General features: G+C 31.5%; 20 protein-coding genes. 10 read left to right on the top strand and 10 right to left on the bottom strand.

Going from position 1 to position 20,005, the window contains the following annotated elements; genetic code table 11:
- From B2X73_RS02240 to hemW, 5 genes are all read right to left on the bottom strand, one after another.
- The coding region (locus B2X73_RS02240) for a hypothetical protein (protein ID WP_291095626.1) at positions 1-197 on the bottom strand (197 nt) is incomplete at its 3' end.
- A gap of 18 nt (positions 198-215) precedes the next feature.
- Complete coding sequence (locus tag B2X73_RS02245) at positions 216-1,121, bottom strand: M48 family metallopeptidase (RefSeq protein ID WP_291059955.1); 906 nt, start codon at positions 1,119-1,121, stop codon at positions 216-218.
- Positions 1,122-1,198: 77 nt separating this feature from the next.
- On the bottom strand, positions 1,199-2,431 hold the full coding sequence (gene rocD / locus B2X73_RS02250; protein WP_115000400.1) for an ornithine--oxo-acid transaminase: 1,233 nt from the start codon (positions 2,429-2,431) through the stop codon (positions 1,199-1,201).
- Between the two features lie 63 nt (positions 2,432-2,494).
- Positions 2,495-3,304 carry a glutamate racemase gene (murI, locus tag B2X73_RS02255; RefSeq protein WP_125349482.1) on the bottom strand — a complete coding sequence of 270 codons (810 nt, stop codon included), beginning with the start codon at positions 3,302-3,304 and terminating at the stop codon, positions 2,495-2,497.
- 17 nt (positions 3,305-3,321) lie between these two features.
- Positions 3,322-4,449 carry a radical SAM family heme chaperone HemW gene (hemW, locus tag B2X73_RS02260; protein WP_115000397.1) on the bottom strand — a complete coding sequence of 376 codons (1,128 nt, stop codon included), beginning with the start codon at positions 4,447-4,449 and terminating at the stop codon, positions 3,322-3,324.
- Between the two features lie 126 nt (positions 4,450-4,575).
- Between hemW and B2X73_RS02265 the strand changes: the two genes are divergently transcribed.
- A complete protein-coding gene (locus B2X73_RS02265; RefSeq protein WP_038330556.1) occupies positions 4,576-4,767 on the top strand; it encodes a cold-shock protein in 192 nt (63 codons plus the stop codon).
- A 54-nt stretch (positions 4,768-4,821) separates the two neighbouring features.
- Here B2X73_RS02265 and B2X73_RS02270 read toward each other — a convergent pair whose 3' ends face one another.
- Positions 4,822-5,367 carry a hypothetical protein gene (locus B2X73_RS02270; protein WP_221855222.1) on the bottom strand — a complete coding sequence of 182 codons (546 nt, stop codon included), beginning with the start codon at positions 5,365-5,367 and terminating at the stop codon, positions 4,822-4,824.
- Positions 5,368-5,408: 41 nt separating this feature from the next.
- On the opposite strand from B2X73_RS02270, the gene B2X73_RS02275 reads away from it, so the two are divergent.
- Genes B2X73_RS02275 through B2X73_RS02285 form a run of 3 tightly spaced genes read left to right on the top strand, consistent with a single transcriptional unit; the run spans position 5,409 to position 8,064 of the window.
- Positions 5,409-5,741 carry an MGMT family protein gene (locus tag B2X73_RS02275; RefSeq protein ID WP_115000393.1) on the top strand — a complete coding sequence of 111 codons (333 nt, stop codon included), beginning with the start codon at positions 5,409-5,411 and terminating at the stop codon, positions 5,739-5,741.
- A gap of 58 nt (positions 5,742-5,799) precedes the next feature.
- Complete coding sequence (locus B2X73_RS02280; RefSeq protein WP_280035614.1) at positions 5,800-6,732, top strand: ABC transporter ATP-binding protein; 933 nt, start codon at positions 5,800-5,802, stop codon at positions 6,730-6,732.
- Between the two features lie 12 nt (positions 6,733-6,744).
- Positions 6,745-8,064 carry an ABC transporter permease gene (locus B2X73_RS02285; RefSeq protein WP_291059952.1) on the top strand — a complete coding sequence of 440 codons (1,320 nt, stop codon included), beginning with the start codon at positions 6,745-6,747 and terminating at the stop codon, positions 8,062-8,064.
- 53 nt (positions 8,065-8,117) lie between these two features.
- On the opposite strand, the gene B2X73_RS02290 is transcribed toward B2X73_RS02285, so the two are convergent.
- From B2X73_RS02290 to B2X73_RS02305, 4 genes are all read right to left on the bottom strand, one after another.
- Positions 8,118-8,912 (bottom strand): hypothetical protein, encoded by a 795-nt coding sequence (locus B2X73_RS02290; RefSeq protein ID WP_260392525.1) that lies wholly within the window; start codon positions 8,910-8,912, stop codon positions 8,118-8,120.
- A gap of 138 nt (positions 8,913-9,050) precedes the next feature.
- On the bottom strand, positions 9,051-9,815 hold the full coding sequence (locus B2X73_RS02295; RefSeq protein WP_280035617.1) for a hypothetical protein: 765 nt from the start codon (positions 9,813-9,815) through the stop codon (positions 9,051-9,053).
- Positions 9,816-9,822: 7 nt separating this feature from the next.
- Positions 9,823-10,710: a glycosyltransferase gene (locus B2X73_RS02300; protein ID WP_286494880.1), complete on the bottom strand. Its 888-nt coding sequence runs from the start codon at positions 10,708-10,710 to the stop codon at positions 9,823-9,825.
- A complete protein-coding gene (locus B2X73_RS02305; RefSeq protein ID WP_125349489.1) occupies positions 10,670-11,203 on the bottom strand; it encodes a methyltransferase in 534 nt (177 codons plus the stop codon). The genes B2X73_RS02300 and B2X73_RS02305 overlap by 41 nt, the downstream gene beginning before the upstream one ends.
- Before the next feature lie 89 nt (positions 11,204-11,292).
- Here B2X73_RS02305 and B2X73_RS02310 point away from each other — a divergent pair, with 89 nt between their 5' ends.
- The 6 genes from B2X73_RS02310 to B2X73_RS02335 all read left to right on the top strand — a co-directional run bounded on the left by B2X73_RS02310 (position 11,293) and on the right by B2X73_RS02335 (position 19,862).
- Complete coding sequence (locus B2X73_RS02310; protein ID WP_125349490.1) at positions 11,293-11,685, top strand: hypothetical protein; 393 nt, start codon at positions 11,293-11,295, stop codon at positions 11,683-11,685.
- A gap of 139 nt (positions 11,686-11,824) precedes the next feature.
- Positions 11,825-12,130 (top strand): hypothetical protein, encoded by a 306-nt coding sequence (locus B2X73_RS02315; protein ID WP_152606051.1) that lies wholly within the window; start codon positions 11,825-11,827, stop codon positions 12,128-12,130.
- Positions 12,131-12,228: 98 nt separating this feature from the next.
- Entirely contained in the window at positions 12,229-16,557 is a 4,329-nt protein-coding gene (locus B2X73_RS02320; protein ID WP_291095628.1) for a CusA/CzcA family heavy metal efflux RND transporter, read from the top strand.
- 1 nt (position 16,558) lies between these two features.
- Complete coding sequence (locus B2X73_RS02325) at positions 16,559-17,695, top strand: efflux RND transporter periplasmic adaptor subunit (protein WP_125349493.1); 1,137 nt, start codon at positions 16,559-16,561, stop codon at positions 17,693-17,695.
- Between the two features lie 148 nt (positions 17,696-17,843).
- A complete protein-coding gene (locus B2X73_RS02330; protein WP_125349494.1) occupies positions 17,844-18,521 on the top strand; it encodes a response regulator transcription factor in 678 nt (225 codons plus the stop codon).
- A 3-nt stretch (positions 18,522-18,524) separates the two neighbouring features.
- Positions 18,525-19,862, top strand: coding sequence for a sensor histidine kinase (locus B2X73_RS02335; RefSeq protein WP_291048389.1), 1,338 nt, complete (start codon positions 18,525-18,527; stop codon positions 19,860-19,862).
- The last annotated feature ends 143 nt before the right edge of the window (positions 19,863-20,005 follow it).

Below are 20,005 nucleotides of genomic sequence, written 5' to 3' on the forward strand. Positions count from 1 at the left end.
TTGTCATAGAAATCAGAATGATGATTTGTAGACGCTATATTTGCCAAACGTTTGTCCATTTCTGGATGTGTCGACCATAAATCTTCAAATTGTAGTAAAGAATGATTTTGATTAAATTCATTAATTCCAACAATAGCTAAATTATTTTCTAAAAAAAGTTCGTAATCATCGATATAAAAGTCAACTAATTGATTCATGTTTTGATAAATATTAGTCTAAAACTTTTTATCATCTTGTAAATTTGTATAAAAATTAGCTAATTCTTGGTAAACAAATTGATACAATTCTATTCTCAATAATGGTTTGCTCATCGTCTCAATTCCCACAACATTTGTTGCAATTTGATCAGCATGAAATTCCATTTCTCGACTTAATTTTAGATAATTGAATTCTAATTTTTTGTGAATTATTTTCAAAATAGATTCAATCATTTTATTGTAAGCAACAGCGCCCATTGAAATAAAACCAACAATTCCATTAATTTGGCCTAAATTATCAACATCAAATTTTAAGGTTTGATTACTGTATAAAATATCTTCCATAATTTTGGTCGCATTTCCAACATGGCTACCAATTGTCATTGATTTTTGAGAAAAATGCCCAAATTCGTGCGCAATAATTCCTTTTAACTCATTTTGAGAAATACCATGAAGCAAACCAACGCCAATGGATAAGTTTTTTCTTGTTGGAAAAACTAAACTTTGCAAATTGTTCGAATAGGAAACATATGCATTTACATCATCAATAATAAATACTTTTTTGGGATGTTTTGTGCCAACTTTATCTGCGGTTGCTTTTATTAATTTGAATAATTCTGGTTGATCCGTTTCAAAAATTTCAATTCCATTTGTAGCTGTTTTTTTGAAAATATTTAGAATAAATTTAATATTATAGTAAACGATTAAACCTCCTAAAGCCAACAGTCCCAAACCTAAAAAAATGGTAATCCACATTGGTTTAGCAATGACGATAGCGATTCCTCCACAAACACAAATTATGAAAATGATGATGCTCAAAATTGTAGAAAAGAAGAGAGTAATCAAGAAAAGAGCAATCCATACTGCCGATTTTTTTTGCGCCTTTTTGTACGTTTCGGAAACGTTTATTTTAAAAGAATTCATAGTGTTAATTAAAGTTTCGAATATAAAAAAACCTGATGAAATTTCATCAGGTTTTTTCTATATCATTTTATTGTTGATTATTTATTAAACTCTTGTGCAGTTTTACGAATAATCGCTAAACATTCGTGTAATTGTTCTTCGTTCATCACTAAAGGAGGAGCGAAACGAATGATGTTTCCGTGTGTAGGTTTGGCTAATAATCCGTTGTCTTTCATTGCAACACAGAAATTCCATGCTGTTTCAGATTCTGGTGTATCGTTGATTAAAATTGCATTTAATAAACCTTTTCCACGAACTGATTTGAATAATGGAAATTCTTCAGCCATTTTCGTGATTTCTGTTCTAAAAATTTGTCCTAATTTTTCAGAATTTTCAGCTAATTTTTCGTCCAAAACAACTTGCAAAGCTTCTGTAGCAACAGCCGCAGCTAATGGATTACCTCCATAAGTAGAACCGTGTTGTCCTGGTTTGATGACATTCATTATTTCATCATTTGCTAAAACTGCAGATACTGGATAAGCTCCACCTGAAACGGCTTTACCTAAGATTAAAACATCAGCATCAATATTTTCGTGATCGATTGCTAACATTTTTCCTGTACGTGCGATTCCTGTTTGAATTTCGTCCGCGATAAATAAAACATTATGTTGTTTACATAATTCTTCACAAGCTTTCAAATATCCTTCAGAAGGTACATTAACACCAGCTTCTCCTTGAATTGGTTCTACTAAGAATCCACAAATTTTATCTGCTTTTTCTTCTAAAATTTGTTTCAAAGCTTCAACATCATTGTATTCTACAGCTTCGAAACCACTTGTGTAAGGATTGAAATTTTTACGTGCATCTTCATCATTCGAGAAAGAAATAATAGTAGTTGTACGACCATGGAAATTGTCTTTACATACTACAATAATCGCTTCACCAGTTGGAATTCCTTTCTTTTCGTAACCCCATTTACGAGCAATTTTTAGCGCTGTTTCTACAGCTTCTGCACCCGTATTCATTGGCAATACTTTATCGAAACCGAATAATTCTGTGATAAATTTTTCGTATTTTCCTAATTCCGCATTATAAAAAGCACGAGAAGTTAACGTTAATTTTTCGGCTTGATCTTTCAACGCTTTAATAATTCTAGGATGACAGTGACCTTGATTAACAGCTGAATAAGCTGATAAAAAGTCGAAATATTTTTTTCCATCAACATCCCAAACGTAAACACCTTCACCTTTTTCCAATACAACTGGAAGTGGGTGATAGTTATGCGCTCCGTATTTTTCTTCTAATGCAATTAATTCTGCTGATTTTTCCATGTAATGATTTGTTATTGTTTGTTCGTAATATTTTATAAAAAAACCGACAAATAATGGTCGGTTCTATTTCGTTTCTAAATTTTTCTCAATTAATTGAATATCTTTTCCAAAGAATTTTTTTGCCACTTTTATAATATTATCTGTATTGTCAGAAATATAAAATGTATAGTTTGCAACAGTATCTTTCGCAGCCAATTTTCCTTCTTTTGCCAATTGATAAATTACTTGATTCACGACAATTAAAGGTGAATTTACGATATCAACTTTTCCTTCAAATACTTGATTGATTTCTTTTTCCAGATGTGTATAATGCGTACATCCTAAAATAATCGAATCAATTCCTTCTAATTTTTTGTTCAATAAATACGTTTCTAAAACTGCTTTAGAAATCGTAGAATTTGTAAAACCCTCTTCGATAACAGGTACTAAGAGAGGAGTAGCCATTTCAATAACCGTAATATGTTTATTTCGACGACGAATTGCTTTCTTGTACGCGCCCGAATTTACAGTTGCTTTTGTTGCAATAACACCTATCTTTTCTCTTAATTCGAACGAAACTTTCTCCGCAACAGGCGAAATAACATCGATAACAGGAACATCTTTTCCTGCAGCTTCTCTAATTTCTTTCAACGAATTAGCGGTTGCAGAATTACATGCAACTAAAATCGCTTTACAATTATTGTCTATTAAAAAATTAGTAATGTCTACCGAAAATTGTGTAATCGCTTCTTTCGATTTTTCTCCATAAGGCAAATTTTGAGTATCGCCAAAATAGATCAAACTTTCGTTTGGTAGCAGACGTTTTATTTCTTTTGCAAACGTCAAACCACCAACTCCAGAGTCGAAAACACCAATTGGTCTGTTATCATTCATATCGCAAATTTAACAAATTAATTGATGTAAAATAATCTAGAAGCAATTCCGTCTGCGAAAAATTTTGCTTCGGGTTTCAAAATAATTTTATTTTCTTTCTTTTCGACTAAATTTTCGTTGATTAATTGATTGAGTTCTTGATGAAAAGAATTAACTAAAGGTTGAGAAAATTCTGAATTAATTCGATTTAAATCTATTCCATAAATTGTTCTCAATCCTATCATTATCATTTCATTAAATTTTTCTACTTCATTTAAAACTTCAATTTCTTGAGGTAGATTATTTTCGTTGATAGCTTGTATGTATTTAGAATTATTTGCAATGTTCCAAGCACGAGTTTTTCCGTTATAAGAATGCGCAGAAGGTCCAATTCCTAAATAATGAATTCCTTTCCAATAATTAGAATTGTGTAAAGAAAAATACTCTTCTTTTCCGAAATTGGAGATTTCATATTGAATAAAATCATTCGAAGTTAAAGTGTCAACTAAAAGTTGAAATTGTTCGTTTTGACGATCTTCATCAACCGGTTTTGTGATTCCTTTTTTGATTTGATGATCTAAAATTGTTTTTTCTTCGACTGTTAACGCATAAGAAGAAATATGTGGAACATTCAGCTCAATTGCTTTTTGCAAATTTTGCTTCCACATTTCGTTGGTTGTGGTCGTAGAACCATAAATCAAATCAATAGTGATATTTTCGAAACCAAAATCTTGCGCCAATTTTATCGAAGTCTCAGCTTCTTGTGCATTATGTGCTCGATTCATTAATTTCAAATCTTCTTCAAAAAATGATTGAACACCAATCGAAAAACGATTAATCGGAGTTGATTTTAAGAAATTAAGTTTTTCTTTATTCAAATCATCAGGATTCGCTTCGAGTGTAATTTCCTTTAAATTTTTGGTTGAATAATTTTTATAAATCGTTTCGAAAATACTTTCTAATTCAATTTCGGATAGGATAGAAGGTGTTCCTCCTCCAAAATAAATTGTTTCTAAAGGTGTTGAAATTTCATCTTTTCTGATCTCAAGTTCTTTATTAATTGCTTGAATTAAATTTGATTTATGTTGAAGATTTGTCGAAAAATGAAAGTCGCAATAGCTGCATTTTTGTTTACAAAACGGGATATGAATATAAATTCCTGCCAAAATATTATGATTTGAGACAAAATTATAATGAAATTATAGGCTAAAAAAATTGTTATAAAAAAAACTAAAAATTAATATTGGTTTTGTAAATAAATCTTATATCTTTATCAACGAAAATAAAATACTATGAATAAAGGAACTGTAAAATTCTTTAATGAAGAAAAAGGATACGGATTTATTAAAGATGACGAATCAGGAAAAGAGTACTTCGTACACGTTTCTGGTTTAACAGACAAAGTAGCTCAAAACGATAAAGTATCTTTTGACTTAGAACAAGGAAAAAAAGGCATCAACGCCGTTAATGTGAAAGTAATCTAATTAATATATTATCTCAACATATTTCTTGTAAGCGACCTATTTAGGTCGCTTTTTTTATTCTTTGATTTCGTCGCTATTTTGATAAAACTCTGCATCACGAAGCAATTCATTCACGAAATGATACAATCTTCCTAGCTGATATTTTGCCAAATAATGACCATATAAACTCGCTAAATAGGTTCCTAAAGTAATCAATAATGCAATAGGAATACTCCAAATCCATACACTATTTCCTTGTACAATATATTCGGAAACCGCATAAGAGCCTAAGGTGATAAAAATAGCTCCGCTCAAACCATACAAAAATGCGAAAAATGTCCAAACATTAGAAGGGGGACCAATAATTCCTCTTACAACCAAATAGTCAGGATGATCATCGTCATCTTCAATTCTGATTTGTAATTGCGGGTGCCAATATTTATCTTTGTCTTTGCGGACACGAATCATCGCAACTTCCTGATTGGCATAACCTCCGTATTCAGTCGAATTTGTTTCAAGGTGTTTTTTGATTAAATCAATAAATTCTTGTTTTGATAAATGCGTAAAAACCTTAAAACGTGGTCGGCTTAAAAGAGATTTAATTGGAACTTTTTGGCTCATATTCTATTACTTTCTTTAAATTTACAATAAATGTTTAGATTATGACAAAAATCATTTCTGATACTTATGAGAAAATTTATGAAATAGTTCGTCAAATTCCCGAAGGACGTGTTTCTACTTATGGATTGATTGCAAAATATATAGGAGAAAAATTTTCGGCTCGCGTGGTTGGTTATGCAATGAATCATGCACATAATCGAGAAGATGTTCCTGCGCATCGTGTTGTAAACAGAAATGGTTTGTTAACTGGAAAACATCATTTTAATCCTTCGAGTTTGATGCAGCAATTGTTAGAGAATGAAGGTGTGGAGATTATAAATGATAAAGTGATTAATTTTAAAGAAATTGTATGGGATCCGAATGAATCTCATTAAAATCTGTAACAAAATTTATTTTCTTCTTACTAATTTTACAAATCAAATGATATAGAAAATGGAATTTTTATTGCAAGCTCAAGGCTTAACAAGAAAATATAAAGATAAAGTTGCGCTTAATAATTTTAGTATCAATATTCCACAAGGTTCTATTTATGGACTTTTGGGACCAAATGGTGCTGGAAAAACGACTTTTATTCGTATTGTTAATCAAATTACGGCGCCAGATAGTGGAACGATTTTACTAAATGGAGAACCTTTGACGAAAAAATCAATCGGTCAAGTTGGTTATATGCCAGAAGAACGTGGTTTGTACAAGAATATGAAGGTTGGAGAACAGGCACTGTATTTTGCAAAACTGAAAGGTCTTTCTTCTGCGGAAGCTAAAAAACGTACCGAATATTGGTTCGAGAAACTTGATATGATGTCTTGGTGGAACAAGAAATTGAGCGAGTTGTCGAAAGGAATGGGACAAAAAGTTCAGTTTGTGATTACAGTTATTCACAATCCTTCTTTGCTGATTTTCGATGAACCTTTTAGTGGTTTTGATCCTGTAAATGCACAAATTATTGCGAATGAAATTCTTGAATTAAGAGATAAAGGAACGACAATTATTTTTTCGACGCATCGTATGGAATCTGTAGAGGAAATGTGTGATCATGTTGCTTTGATTAATCAATCGAATAAAGTATTAGATGGAACAATTGAAGAAGTTAGAAATCAATTTAAAACTGGGAAATTTTCGATTCAATTGAATGAAATTCCCGCTGATTCTCTTCAAAATTTAGCGAATGAATTTGAAATTTCGGATGTTCGAAACGTTAATCAACGAACTGAATTTAATTTGTTGTACAATAAAGAAACACCAACTAATGTGATTTTAGATAAATTGATGCAAGTGGGGCAAGTTCATCAATTCAAAGAAATTATTCCTTCGATGAATGATGTGTTTTTGGAAGCTGTTAAACAAAGTTCAATTCCTAATCTTTAAGCTAATTTTCAAATGAAAAATATATTTTTAGTTGCACAACGCGAGTTCTTTTCTCAAGTAAAAAACAAAGCGTTTATTGTTATGACTTTTCTTTCGCCTTTGTTGATTGTTGGGGCAGGAGCGGTGATTTTCTTTTTGAGTTCTGCGAATAATTCTGAAGTGAAAAACATTGCAATTGTAGATGAAAGTACAGAATTTGTAACCTCGTTTAAATCGACTAAACAAATGATGTTCAGTATTTACACGCCTCAAGAGTTGAAATCTATCAAAGATACTTTGAAAGGAAGCGAATATTTGAATGCGATTCTTCATATTCCGAAAAATACAGATGGAAATTATGAAAATATCGAGAAAAATACTGAATTAATCACAAATGGAAATCTTGGAATTACTGATCGAGAAAAACTTTCGAGAACGATTAGTGATAAAATAGAAAAAGAAAAACAGGCAAAATCTGGTATTGACAAAGCGGCTTTAGAAGCTTCTAAGGCACGTGTTAACCTGAATGTTTTTAACGTTACAGACGGAAAAGAAGATAAAGGAATGGAGTTAAAAATCGGATTATCGATGTTTTTAACTTACATTATTTTCATGTTTGTGATGATTTATGGTGTAAAAGTAATGCGTTCTGTGGTTGAAGAAAAAAATAATCGCGTTGTAGAAATTATCATTTCTTCTGTAAAACCTTTCGAATTAATGATGGGTAAAATCTTAGGAACGACAATGGTTGCAGTCACGCAATTTGCTATATGGATTGGAATGACAATGGGGTTATTGATTTTATTTCCAACAATTGCTGCTTCAAGAATGGATATGTCGCAACAAATGATGAATCAAGCACAATTAGCTGAGACTAATCCAGATATGATGCAAAAAGTAACAGAAATTAGCGAAGTATTGTTAACGTTTAATTATCCGTTAATCATTTTTGCTTTTATTGCTTATTTTATCTTAGGATATTTGTTCTACAGCTCTGTTTTTGCGGCAATTGGTTCTGCGGTTGACAATGATACAGATACGCAACAATTTACATATTTTCCTTTAGTTCCGATGATGATTGGACTTTACGGAAGTATGACAACTTTCGAAAATCCTGATGGTCCAGTTGCTTTTTGGTTATCAATGATTCCATTGACTTCTCCCATCTCAATGATTACTCGAATTCCGTTCGATGTTCCGATTTGGCAATTAGCTTTATCCTTATTTTTGCTGTTAATCAGTACAATATTTATGGTTTATATTGCTGGAAAAATCTATAGGATTGGGATTTTAATTTATGGTAAAAAACCAACTGTGAAAGAAATGATAAAATGGGTTTCTTATAAAAACTAATTTTACACAACTTATAAAACTAAAAAAAGAGCTTGATTTATCAAGCTCTTTTTTTAATCGTCTATCGTATCTTTTTTGATGATTTTCGTATTATTTGGTACTTTTCCGTATAAAAAGTCGAGGTATATTTTACTGTAAGAATTAAATAATTGAAGTAATTTGAAATAATTTACATCATTCAATTCTATTTTAGATTCGGTATTTGTTAATGCATTTTCAATGAAATCTCTGATTTTGAATTTCGGAATTTTTAAATCATTTGTGAAATAATCTTCACCAAAATAATTCTTAATTTTTGTAATTTTATCGTATTTATCTTCATAATCAAGCAATGCTTTTCGTTGTTTGGCTTTACCAGAAAAAACATCATAAATACGCCCAATATCCAATCTCGTCAACGTAATATCTCCACTCAAAAATCCAGCTTTCAACGAAGATGTGTCTTTTATAGGTTTGATATCAGGATTAACACCAAGACTTTTATAAAGTTTTGTTACAACATCAGCTTTTTTTCCATTTTTGACATCTTTTTCAAGAATTCCTGTCAATTTTTGACCAATATATGCGGTATTCAATTGAATTGTCTGTACAGCTAAATGCACTACAATTGTTTGTTTATTGAACAAATTTGGTCTTAAGATAATTAGTCGATTTTCGTACCAATCAGATTGTATTTTTAGCGTGTCATTTACTTTTGCTTGAATAAGAAAAGTTCCTGTAAAATTAGAAATTGTTGTATGATTTGTTCTCAGATTTGTAACGTAAACTCCTTCTGCTGTATCGTCAGAATCATCAATGATAATGTTTCCCTGAATCCATTTTTCTTGTGCGAAAATAAAATTCGACAACAGCAATATTAGAATGGTAAATAGTGATTTCAATTGTTCGTGATTATACGTTTAATTATTTGTACGAAGATAAGTCTTAATAAATTAGCATCAATTTTGTTAACGTTTATTGGCTAAATTTTAAAAATCTATTAAGAATTATTGATTTTTGTTTTGATTTAATTCATTCAAATAATCTTTCGCATAAGATTCTAAATCAATCATTATCGTACCAAATTGTCTGCTCAAAACTTTTTCTTGAAGCGGATAACGCGCATTAACATAATATAAAAATTCTTCTATTTTATATTCAGGAATTTGTAATTGATTTGTATAAAAATCTGTAGGATAATAATGTTTAACTTCTTGAACGAGAGAAAGTTTTGTTTCGTAATTACGTACACGACGTTGCTCACGATAAAATCCATTCATATGACCAATCAATCGAACAGGATTTAAAACATCCATTGGCTTGAATTTTGCAATATCTCTTTTAGGTTCTAAATCTCGTAAACGTTGATCAAGTCCCATTTTATCGTACAAATCTGTTTTATTATCCTTGTGATATTTAGGTTGTAAAGGGCCTTTACCAATTGTAGCACCACTCAATTCAATTGTTTCAATATCCAAATGTGCTTGTAAAAAACCTTTGTTGTAAATATTTTGATTGACTACAATTTTTCTTGGAATCAAAAAATCTGCTTCAAACAAAATTGTATCGCCAACATTTGCTTGGATAGAATAATAACCCGAAGAGCTTGTACATGTCTTACTTTCTGACGTCAGATTTTCTATACGAGCACCAGAAACTGAGGAAATATAATCGTTTCCTTCGTCTACAACCACAGAACCAGTAATCAACTTATTTTGTGCAAAGCTGATGAATGGAAATATAAATAGTGTGTATGTTAACCAATATCGCATGTTAGATTTAACCTTTTATTTTTTGTTTCATTTTCGACCAACGATAATTTCGGATGAATTTTTCTTGATCTCGATTTACCATTTTTTTTGTACCATTAATTTTAGCTTCAAAAAAACCTTTCAAATAATACAAAATATATGTGGGTTTCTTTTTACGTAAAGCCAATTTTGTGCCAGCAATTAATGTAATCCAAAATCCATAACCTAATGCATAATAAGCCGCACCTTGTTTGTAAAGCGCCGATTTATTGTAACTCGCGCCAGTTGGTTTTAGATGTTTGATGTGTAAAGATTCGTCTGTAACAACTTTCCAACCATAATATTTACACAACAATTCGTCTACTGTATCCCAACCCATATGTGCGCGTAATCCACCAATTTTTTCGTAACAATTTTTTCTATACGCCTTAAATGCGCCACGAATATGGTCTTTATCTGTCAGATTTTCAAGAATCCATTTTCCGTCCTTATCAATATACGCAAAACCACCAACCATTGCAATATCTTCCTCATGATTAAAATGAGTTAAAATAGTCTCAAAATAATTGAAAGGAATATCTAAATCAGCATCCAATTTAACAATAATATCATAATTAGGATCAATGATTTCGTAACCTTTCAAGAAAGCTTGTATCACTTTGCTTCCTGGCTGATGTTCACCTTTTGATAAGATATTTCTTAATTTGATGAACGGATATTTAGCTGTAAATTCTTCTACAATTTGTTGTGTTTTATCGGTTGAATGATCATTTACAACAATCACTTCATATGGTAAAACAGTTTGATTAACGAGAGAATTTAGCGTAATCGCAATAAAATCTTCTTCGTTATGTGCAGGTATAACAATAGAGTATTTAGTAAGTAAAGTCTTTTTTTCGTTCTGCGTAGACAGCATAATATCTTGGTGTAATTCTTCTTAATAAGGGTCTTATTCCCAGTTTGTTTGATGGATGCGTCCATTTGTGACGATGTATTACATTCCATCCAGCTTTTTCCATTAACATGTCAAATTGCCAATCTTCAAATTCGTGATAATGTACATCTCGCGCATCATTTTGATTACGATAAGCAGGCGAAAACCACAAACGCATCGGAATTGAAGCTAATAATTTATCTCCAGGCAAATTTCTTAGCACTTCCATTGGATTTACCAAATGTTCTAAAATTTCTAAAGCCGTTACAAAGTTAGCATCATAATTTTGCAAATCCTTATAATAATAGTCCAAATCGTCGCCATTTGTATTTTTTACATCAAAACCATTTTCCAACATCACATCTGTAAAAGGATTTTTGATTCCTAAATCAAGAATTTTATCAGTAGGTTGAGCAAATTGTTTCAGCAAAGCTAAGGTTTCATTGTATCTTTTTTGTGGATATATTTTGTACATTGTGTTAGTTGTTTTCGGATGATAAATTTAATCATCTATTTTAATATTGCTCGTTTCTATTTTAAATTTTTTTATTGCAAATTTGCCAGATGAAAACGATTGGATATTATCGATTACGAAACAAAAATAAAGTAGAAGGTTTTGCGAAGGAGATAGATGGAGTGACCTATTTTAAAGGTTATAACGAGTTTTCTTGGCACGAAAATGCTTTACAATTTGATACCATAGATATTGGAATAGATATATTGGATAAACGAAATCGACGATTATTTACCAATGATATTGTGTTGTATAAAGTCTCTAAAAAACCATTCTTGCGTACAGGTTTTGTCGTTTACGAACCAAAACTGAAAGAATTTGGAATCGTAGATCAACAAAGTTTTCATTTTACACCTTTCTATGTTGAAGGTTTGTGTTTATTCGATCATGATAAACTCGAAGTAATTTCTCATTTATTTACGAAGAAAGAGGTTTCTAAGTAAGTTTAACGAGATTTTTCCATTAATTAAATTTGAAAGAAAGCAAAATTGACTGTACATTTGGGTCGTGAAACGATGGGCAACTAAAATTTTAATTTTTTTATATATAACAACTTCAACTCAATTATGTCAGTTATATAAATTGCCTGTGTTTATTTCTCATTTTATTGAACATGATAAAGGAGGAGATTTTTTGGATGAAATGAAAACTTTTTTAGTTCATCATTATGGTGGACATGAGGTTGATGCGGATTGGGAAACTGACCAAAAATTACCTTTCATGAAAGTTGAGTTTGTTCATATCGACTTTTTTTTCTCTCCCATAAAACTCTTTGATGTTTTACATTTAGATAAAGAAATTTCTACGACTTCAATCAAAACATTTGATGAAGATTTCTTATATACTCATTATTTAGATTCTATTTGGCAACCGCCAAAACAAGCGTAATTTTTTTAGATTTTACGATAGATTGATTCTTTCAATTTATCCAATTTCAGCTATTTACAACTTGTATTTAGCACATTTTTAATCTATACAATTTTACGATGTTAAATAAAATTATTGATTTTTCAATCAAGAATAAATTTATCGTGGGTTTGTTTACGTTGGCTTTGTTGGTATTTGGTATCTACGATGCAACAAAATTACCCATTGATGCACAACCTGATATTACATCTAATCAGGTTCAAATTATCACTGTAGCGCCTTCTTTTAGTGCAGAAGATATAGAACGCTTGGTGACTTTTCCTATCGAACAAGCTAATTCTAATATTGGTGGAATTACCGAAATTCGTAGTTTTTCTCGTTTTGGATTGTCATTGGTAACCATTGTTTTTGATGACAATACAGATGTTTATTGGGCGCGACAACAAGTAAGTGAACGCTTGATTCAGGTTCAAAATGAGATTCCAGAAGGTATTGGTGAACCACAACTTGGTCCAATTTCAACAGGTTTGGGGGAAATCTATCAATATGTTGTTCGTCCTGCCGAAGGTTACGAAGATCAATATGATGAAACTGAATTAAGAACAATTCAAGACTGGATTGTTCGTCGTCAACTTTTGGGCGTTCCTGGAGTAGCGGATGTGAGTAGTTTCGGTGGAAAATTGAAACAATACGAAATAGCGATTGATCCGCAACGTTTACAATCTTTTAATCTGACAATTAATGATTTATTTGATGCACTAAGCGAGAATAATCAAAATACAGGTGGAGCTTATATCGAAAAAGGTCCTACTTCTTTATTCATCCGTTCTGAAGGTTTAATTGGTAAAATAGAAGATATCGAAAATATTTTGGTCAAACGCTCGCAAAGCGGAACACCTATTTTATTGAGAGATGTTGCAGATGTAAAAACTGGTTTTGCTACACGCTATGGTGCAATGACATATAACGATACAGGTGAGGTTTCTGGTGCAATTGTTATGATGTTGAAAGGAGCGAATAGTAACGAAGTGGTGAAGAATGTACAACAACGTATCGAAGAGATCAAAAAGACGTTACCTGAAGGAGTTGTTATTGAACCTTTCTTAGACCGTAAAAAAATGGTTGACAATACGATTCATACGGTTGAAACAAATCTACTTGAAGGAGCCTTAATCGTTGTCTTTATTTTAGTGCTTTTCTTAGGAAATTTACGTGCTGGTTTTATTGTAGCTTCTGTTATTCCTCTAGCCTTATTATTCGCGATTATTATGATGAATATTTTTGGTGTAGGTGGAAACTTGATGAGTCTAGGCGCATTAGATTTCGGATTAATTGTTGACGGAGCTGTGATTATTGTAGAAGCGGCGATGCATCAGTTAGCGCACAACAAAAAGTTTGGGTTGAAGAACAAATTAACACAAACAGAAATGGATCAAACAGTTGGTTCTTCAGCTAAAAAAATGGTGAATTCGGCTGTTTTTGGTCAAATTATTATTCTAATTGTTTATTTACCAATTTTTACTTTACAAGGAATAGAAGGAAAAATGTTCAAACCAATGGCGCAAACAGTTGCTTTCGCATTGATTGGTGCATTTATTCTTTCGTTGACTTATGTTCCGATGATGACCAGCTTATTCTTAAGTAAAAAGAAGAAAGTGAAACCAAATTTATCGGATCGTGTAATGGCTAAAATTGAGATTTTCCATCAGAAATATTTAATCAAAGCCTTAAAAGTTCGTACTATTATTTTAGCAATTGTACTTTCACTTTTCACTATTGCTGTTTTTGTGATGTCTCGTTTAGGTGGAGAATTTATTCCTGCCTTAGAAGAAGGAGATTTTGCTGTAGAAGCGCGTATTTTACCAGGAAGTAATATTACGACAACAATAGAATACACAAATAAGGCAGCTAAAATACTGAAAGATCGTTTCCCTGAAGTTGAAATGGTTGTCACGAAAATTGGGAGTGGAGAGATTCCTACCGAGCCAATGCCAATGGATGCAGGAGATATGATTATTGTTTTGAAACCTAAAAAAGAATGGACTTCTGCCACAACTTTTCCAGAATTATCGGATAAAATGAGTAAAGCTTTGGAAGATGTTCCAGGACTTTCAACGGGATTTCAATTTCCTGTTCAGATGCGTTTTAATGAATTAATGACAGGAGCACGACAAGATGTGGTGGTGAAAATATTTGGTGAAAATTTAGATAGTTTAGCCAATAATGCAGAGAAATTAGGAAAAATAATCAATACTGTAAAAGGAGCGCAAGATTTGTATATCGAACCAATTAATGGAATTCCACAAGTTGTGATTGAATTTGATCGTGCTTTATTAGCGCAATATGGATTGAGTATTGGAGAAGCAAATCGAATTATTAATATGGCTTTTGCAGGACAATCTACTGGAATGGTTTTCGAAGGTGAAAAACGTTTTGATATGGTGGTTCGTTTAGCAGAAGACAAACGCGAGAATATCGAAGATATTCGAAATTTATTGATTCCTACTGCTTCTGGAATTCAGATTCCATTGAATCAATTAGCAAAAGTAGATTATAAAAATACGCCAAATCAAATTCAGCGCGAAGATGCAAAACGTAGAATTGTTGTTGGATTTAACGTAAAAGGACGCGACATAGAAAGTGTTGTACAAGAATTACAACAAAAAGTTGATGCTCAAATAAAACTTCCTACAGGTTATTATACAACCTATGGTGGAGCTTTCGAAAATTTGAATCATGCTAAAGCTCGTTTAGGTATCGCTGTTCCAGTCGCCTTGGTTTTGATTTTTGTCTTGTTATTTTTTGCATTCAAATCAATCAAAGAAAGTTTATTAATTTATACAGCCATTCCGCTTTCTTCAATCGGTGGAATACTATTCTTAGCTGCGCGAGATATGCCTTTTAGTATTAGTGCTGGAGTTGGATTTATCGCACTTTTTGGAATTGCCGTTCTAAACGGAATTGTATTAATATCAGAATACAATCGTCTACGTGATAACGGAATTAAAAATACAACTCGAATTGTTATTATGGGAACACGAACTCGTCTTCGTCCCGTTCTAATGACAGCTGCCGTAGCCTCTTTAGGTTTCTTACCAATGGCTCTTAGTAATGGTTCGGGCGCAGAAGTTCAACGTCCATTAGCAACTGTTGTTATTGGAGGATTAATGGGCGCGACTTTCCTTACTTTATTTGTTTTACCAATTTTATATGTTATGTTCGAAAATATTCATTTTAAAAAGAAATCAACTCGTCATAAATCAATTCCTACAGCTATTTTATTAGTTCTAGCTTTGTTTGGAACAACTGCTAATGCGCAAGAACGTATGAGTTTTGATGAAGTTGTCAAGTTAGCTGACGCGAATAACCTCGAAATTAAACAAGCAGAATTGACCACTGTTTATCACGAGAAAAATGTGTTTGCCAATCGTTCGCTTTCACCTTTAGATATAGCTGCGGAATTTGGACAAGTGAATTCAGGTGAATTTGATAACAAGTTTACTATTTCGCAATCGTTTCAATTTCCTGTGGTTTTTAAACGTCAAAAAGCTTTGAACGAACAAATGATCAGTACTTCTAAAGCAAATGAACAATTGACGAAAGTTGAAATTAAACAACGATTAGCTAATCTGTATGTCAATATGCAAAATACAGAATATCAACAAGATTTATTGAAAGAAAATGAATTGATTTACCAAGAGTTTTTGAAGAAAGCAAATTTACGTTTGAAGAAAGGTGAATCAAACCGAAGTGAGGTTTCTACAGCTATTATTCAATTGAAATCGATTCAAAATCAATTGAGATTAGTTGAGAATGAATTAGAAAATGAATCAAGACAAATTCAATTTTTAACCAATTCATCATTCAAAATTTATCCAACAAAAGATGGTGTAAATTGGAATGAAATTGCAGGATTATCTGTTTCAGGTACACACCCAATGTTAAAATTAGCTGAAGAAAATATTCAGACTTCTACTTTAGAAACTGAAATAGAAAAATCAAAGAAAATTCCAGTTTTAACAGTTGGATATTCAAATCAAAGCTTTTCTGATTTGGATCAAAATCGATACAATTCTTTTCAAGTAGGAGTTGGCTTACCTTTATTTAATAGAGGAATTAATTCGTCAATTGAAGCCTCAAAAGTTAAAACTGATCTTGCAAAACAAGCGTATACTTTACAACAATCGAAGTTGCAACAAGATTTTGATGTTTTAAAAAATAAAGTAAACTCTTACGAAGAAATAGTAGGAGATTTTGAGCAAACTCAACTTCCTGCTGCGAATGATTTACAAAAAACAATTAATCGTCAATTACTAGAAGGAGAGATTAATTTTTTGGATTGGGTGATTCTGAATAATCAAATCATCGAAGTGAAAACAAAGTTTCTAGAAGCAAAGAATCTACGTAATCAGGCTTATGCCGCAATGACTTTTTATACTGCACAATAATATGAAAAAATATATCTTAATGCTTTGTACATCTTTTGTTGTGATGAGTTGTAACAAAGAAGAAACAAAACCTGAAGTAGAGCAAAAAGCAACTATTTCTACTTCAATTTTAAAGTTGACAGATGCTCAATTAAAGAATTTTGAAATTGATACAACCTCTTTACGTCATCAGAATTTACCTACAACTATTCGGCTAAATGCAAAGACGGCAGTAACCCCAGAAAATACTATTTCTATCACCAATGCCTTTGGTGGTTATGTGAAACGAATTGCACTAATTCCAGGAAATTATGTCAATAAAGGACAAGTTTTGGTGGTTTTAGAAGATCCGCAGTATATCCAAATGCAAGAAGATTATCTCACAACAAAAGCTTTGTTAGAGCAGGCTAGTGCAGATTATGTTCGTCAAAAGGATTTGAATGCAGAGCAAGCAGCAAGTGACAAAGTGATGCAACAAGCGAAAGCAACACGTCAATCGTTGATGGTAAAGAAAAGTTCCTTGGAACAGAAACTAAGATTAATGAATATCAATCCTTCCTCAGTTTCGTTGAGTAATATCCGACGTACCATCAATGTTTATGCACCGATTAGCGGAATGGTGAGTCAGGTTTTTGCGAATACAGGACAATATATTTCGCCAGCAGATGCGATGTTAGAAATTATTAATCCAGATCGTTCTTTGTTGAATGTAAAAGTATTTGAAAAGGATCTGAGTAACATTCAGATTGGTCAATTTTTGAAAGCTTATACCAATGCAAAACCAGATCAAAAGTTAGATGCGCAAATCACCTCAATTTCAAATCAAGTGAATGAAGATGGAACGGTTGATGTTTTTGCACGAATTACGAATGCGAATGGTACGCGATTAACAGCGAATATGTATTTCAATATCGAATTGCAAGTGAATTCGCTTGACGCGAATGTTTTACCAGAAGAAGCTGTAATTCAGTTTGAAGGAAAAGACTATGTGTTCGAAAGACAAACTAAAAATCAGTTTCGATTAGTTCTTGTAGAAATAGGAGGTTCTGCGAATAAAATGATTGAAATAAAATCTCCTCAAAATTCAGGAAAAGTCTATGTTTCGAAAGGAGCATATAATCTTTTGACTGCGATGAAAAATAGTGGAGAAGGAGATTAGACTTCGAATTATTGAATATAAAAAACGAGCAATTTATTGCTCGTTTTTTATTGAATTTTGTTCTTTTTAAATTAAAATCCAATTAGAAAATTTGCTATATTCATCTCATCTTGATCAATTTCATTAATTTTGGAAAAATGGAAAGTATATGCAAATTTTAGTAATCGAAGATGATAAGCGAATTAGCGATTTTTTAATCAAAGGATTAGAAGAAAATGGACATTTGGTTACGCTTTGTAAAGATGCGGAAACTGTTTTAGATGAATTTCTTACGATTCAGTTTGATTTGATTATTTGTGACATTATGTTACCAAAAATGGATGGAATTCAGCTTGTACAGACACTTCGTTACAAAAAAATATTCACTCCAATTTTGATGTTAAGTGCATTAAATACAGTTCAAGATAAAGTTTCGGCTTTGGACTATGGTGCAGATGATTACATTACAAAACCATTTCATTTCGACGAATTATTATCGCGAATCAAAGCTTTAACGCGTCGTAATCAGTTTCGTTCACAAGAAATTCCTGAAAATAAATTGATTTTTGATGACTTAGAAATCGATTTGGATCAATACAAAGTTTTTGTCAATCAAGAAGAAACAGAGCTTTCTCCTCGTGAATTTAAGTTGTTGAATTATTTAATCGAAAATATAGATAAAACCGTTACTCGTATCCAAATTTTAAATGCTGTTTGGGGAATAACATTCGATAATCACACCAATGTTGTGGATGTTTACATTTCGTATTTGCGTAATAAAATAGAGAAAAATGGTATGAAATATATTCATACAGTAAAAGGCGTTGGTTATATGTTTAAAGCTTAAATTATGAAGTTAAAACATCGATTAGCGCTTTATTCAGTCATTATTTTTAGTATCATTATTTTGATTGTTTCTACAATTATTTATTTTTCTTTTTATACCGAAATGGAGAAAAAAGAGATCAAATCATTGCAGAATAAGACACTTTTGGCTTCTATTTATTATTTAGAAAAGGACGAATTACCTGTTTTAGAACATAATAATATCAAAAATCAATTAGAGAAGACGATTTCCCGAAAAAATATTTTAATTGTTGATCATAACAACAAAAAATACAATGGAAATATGTCGTCTAATAAAGATATTTCAACCAATTTTATAGAAAATATTCGTGCCAATAAATCAGATTTTTTTACAAGTAAAGATTTCTTTTATAACGGAATTTTTTATCGTGATAATGAAGGTGATTTTGTTGTAATCACGCGTGAATCTAAACAAGAATTTAACGAACAAATGCAATCGTTACTTCAAATTTTGATTTCGGTTTCATTGGTTGGGTTGATTTTTATTTATCTATTTTCTAATTTTTTAGGAGTAATTGCTTATGAACCGATTACAAAAATTATTGAGCAAATAAAAGAGCGTGATGCAAAGAATTTTACTGAACCTTTAAAGCTCAATAAATCGTATGCGGAGATTGAAGATTTAATCAAAACCTACAATCATTTTATTGATCGAATAGCGCAAACTTTTAATGTACAAAAGAATTTTATCGATTATGTTTCGCACGAATTACGAACTCCAATTACAGCATTATTAGGGACTTTAGAGGTAACTAATCATAAAAAAAGAACGCTCGAAGAATATGAAAACGTGATTGTGCAATTGAAACAATATACGAATGATTTGCAAGAAACGTTAGATCAAATGATGTTGCTTTCGGGTGCAAAAACGAGTTTTGAATTTAGTCAAATTCGAATTGATGAGGTAGTTTGGCAAGTGATTGAAAATGCTATTTTGTATCATCAAGCACGTATAAATGTGGATTTACAAGTCGAAAATAATCAATTGTTAACCATTCAAGGAAACGAAAAATTATTAGAAGTAGCTTTGAATAATTTAGTAAGTAACGCGATAAAATATTCGAACAATCAACCGATTTTAGTACAGTTTTTGGAAATCAATCATCGTTTACAAATTCATATTTCCGATTTGGGAATTGGTATTTTAGAAACCGATATCAAACAAATTAAACAAAACTTTTTTCGAGGAAAAAACACGCAAGATTTTCAAGGAAAAGGTATTGGACTTTCGATGGCGAATATTATTTTTACACTTCATCAAATTGATATCGAAATTGTTCCAAATAAACCTAAAGGAACGATTGTTAAACTCATTTTCTAATCTACTTTTAATCTAACTTAAAACTCGCCTTAATCTTACACTTTTACTTTTGAATTTTCAAAAAGAGTAGAAGTGAAGAAGATCTATTATACTGCAATTCCAATTATTTTTGCGATGCAAACACAGGCGCAAAACGTAACGTT

It is taken from the genome of Empedobacter sp. UBA7252 (assembly GCF_002472765.1).
GTDB classification, from domain to species: domain Bacteria; phylum Bacteroidota; class Bacteroidia; order Flavobacteriales; family Weeksellaceae; genus Empedobacter; species Empedobacter falsenii_B.